The 2,688-nt window shown below is 60.8% G+C and carries 4 protein-coding genes; all 4 read left to right on the forward strand.

Annotated elements, in window-relative coordinates:
* Window positions 1-203 (forward strand): TOBE domain-containing protein (locus WBB85_RS08000; RefSeq protein ID WP_432638094.1); only part of this gene is annotated, 203 nt, incomplete at its 5' end.
* Window positions 200-1,114, forward strand: coding sequence for an ABC transporter permease (locus WBB85_RS08005; protein ID WP_432638095.1), 915 nt, complete (start codon window positions 200-202; stop codon window positions 1,112-1,114). The genes WBB85_RS08000 and WBB85_RS08005, both read left to right, overlap by 4 nt.
* Complete coding sequence (locus tag WBB85_RS08010) at window positions 1,107-1,907, forward strand: ABC transporter permease (protein ID WP_432638096.1); 801 nt, start codon at window positions 1,107-1,109, stop codon at window positions 1,905-1,907. Before WBB85_RS08005 ends, WBB85_RS08010 begins: the two co-directional genes overlap by 8 nt.
* 34 nt (window positions 1,908-1,941) lie before the next feature.
* Window positions 1,942-2,688, forward strand: a 747-nt coding sequence (locus WBB85_RS08015) for an extracellular solute-binding protein (protein WP_432638097.1), incomplete at its 3' end; no start/stop codon positions are given.

Consider the following 2,688-nt stretch of genomic DNA (forward strand, 5'->3'; position numbering starts at 1 on the left):
GCAGCGGCGTGACCAAAGGCACACTTGAAAACGTGGTCTATTTCGGCACGGATACCCATTTCCACGTCCGCCTTCCGGACGGGTCTGTCTTCGTGACCCGTCAGCAGAACAAGCCCCGGCTCAGCAGCGAGCTTGCCATCGGCAGTGAGGTGAGTGTCGCCGTGGCCGCCGACGCCGCGCGCATCCTGAGGGCCGGGGCATGAGCCAGTCCGCGATCAGGGCCGACGCTCGCCGTGCGCTCACGCGCCGCTGGCTTCTGTCGTCGCCCGCACTTCTCATTGTGCTCTTTGCCGCGACCGGTCCGCTTCTGGTCGTGCTGCTCTATTCCTTCCTTGCGGCCGGCCCCTATGGTGGGGTGCTTCCGGAATTCTCAACCGAGGCCTGGACCAATGTGGTCATGGAGCGCGGGCTCTTCGACGATACGCTGTCGATCGCCGATGCCCATCTTGCGATCTTCTGGCGCTCGATCCGGCTGTCGCTGGAAACCACATTGCTGACATTGGTCTTCGGCTTCCCAACTGCCTATTTCATCGCGACGCGCCCCCCGAACACGCGCGAACTCTGGCTCTTTCTGATCACCATCCCGTTCTGGACGAACCTCCTGATCCGCACCTTCGCGATCCTCCAGATCATCCGCAACGATGGCACGATCAACACGATCCTGACGGGCCTCGGCCTGATCGGGGAACCGATCCGAATGCTCTACACCGATGGCGCGATCCTTGCAGGCATGGTCTATGTTTACCTGCCGCTTATGGTGCTGCCGCTTTACGCCAGCATGGAGAAGCTCGACTTCCGCACCGTCGAGGCGGGCTACGACCTCTACGCGACGCCTTTCCGCGTGCTCCGGCTGATCATCGTCCCGCTGGTCAAGCCGGGCATCGTCGCGGGCTGCATCCTCGTCTTCATCCCCTCGCTCGGCGCCTATGTCACGCCGAACGTGCTGGGCGGCGGCAAGAACCTGATGATCGGCAACCTGATCGACTTGCAGTTCGGTCAGGGCCGGAACTGGCCCCTTGGCTCGGCACTGTCGATCTCGCTGATGGCGGTCGTGATGGCGGCGCTGATCGTCTATGTCCGCAACGCCGACAAGGCAGGGGGACACAATGGCTAAGCCGTTTTCCGTCAAGCACCAGCGCGGCTTCACGGCCATGGCGATTGCCTGTTTCGCCGCGCTCTACTTGCCGATCTTCGTTCTGGTCATCTTTGCCTTCAACTCCTCCTCCAGCCTGAGCCATTTCGAAGGTGTCTCGCTGCGTTGGTTCCATGAGGCGGCGCAGAACAAGCAGGTCATTGAAGCCACGGTTCGGTCGTTCCACGTCGCCTCGATAGCCGCCATCATCGCGACCATTGTCGCAACGATGGCGGCGCTTGCGACGACACGGACCAGACCCTATCCTGGTCTAACCTTCAAATATGCGCTGTTGAACGCGCCGCTGATGATCCCCGAGATCGTGACGGCCGTCGCTCTCCTTATCGTCTTTTCTCAGGTCAAGGGCTGGATCGGCTATACCGGTATCGGTTACCTGATCGCCGCCCATACCGCGTTTTGCGTCCCTTTCGCCTATCTTCCGATCCGCGCGCGGCTGGAAAACATGGACCTGACGCTGGAAACGGCTGCGGCCGACCTTTACGCCACTCGCTGGAATACATTTCGCTACGTGACCCTACCGCTTCTCTGGCCCGGAATCCTCGCCGGCCTGATGCTCGCTTTCGTCATCTCGCTCGATGACGTGGTCATCACCGAATTCGTGAAATCCGCCGGGCAGGATACGCTGCCCACTTACATGCTCGGCCAGCTCCGCCGTTCGATCACACCCGAGGTGAATGCCATCTCGGCCGTGTTCCTGTTGTTCTCGGTGCTGGTCGTGACGCTTTTCTTCTTTGCCAGCAAGAGACGAAACTAAAGACCCACTGACACAATAACCCAAGGGAGGACCCATGAAACTGTCAGGACTGATGATGGCACTCTTAGCCACGACGACCGCCGCGCATGCCGAAGGCGTGCTGAACATCTACAACTGGGGCGACTATACGAACCCCGAACTCATTGAGAAGTTCGAGAGGACCTATGACGTCAGAGTGACGATCACGGACTTCGACTCGAACGAGACTGCGCTGGCCAAGGTGCGGCTCGGCAATACCGGCTTCGACATCGCCGTGCCCTCGCAAAGCCACCTCCCGATCTGGATCGCCGAGGGGCTGCTTCTGGAGACCAACCCCGGCCAGATGGAGAACGGTAAGAACATCGCGCCGGAATGGGCCGATCCCGATTTCGATCCGGGCCGGAAGTACTCGGCACCCTGGCAGCACGGCACCATCGGGATTGCGGTCAATACCGATGTCTACAAGGGTCCGCTCGACAGCTGGTCCATCGCCTTCGATCCGCCGGCCGAGCTTCAGGGCAAGGTCAATGTCGTACCCGAGATGAGCGACATCATCTTCGGCGCCATCGCCTATAATGGCGGCGAGTTGTGCAGCGCCGACGAGGAGGTTCTCAAGAAAGCCCATGCAACGCTGGTCAACGCCAAGCAGCACTGGGCGGCCATGGAATACGGCACCATCGAACACATGCTCGCTGGCGATTTCGCCGCGACCATCGACTGGAACGGCTCGGCAATGCGCCAGCGTCTGGAAAATCCGGCCATCGCCTACGTCTATCCGAAGGAAGGTGTGGCGACTTGGTCG

The sequence above is a fragment of the Albidovulum sp. genome (genome assembly GCF_049646345.1).
In the GTDB taxonomy this organism is placed as follows: Bacteria; Pseudomonadota; Alphaproteobacteria; order Rhodobacterales; family Rhodobacteraceae; genus Albidovulum.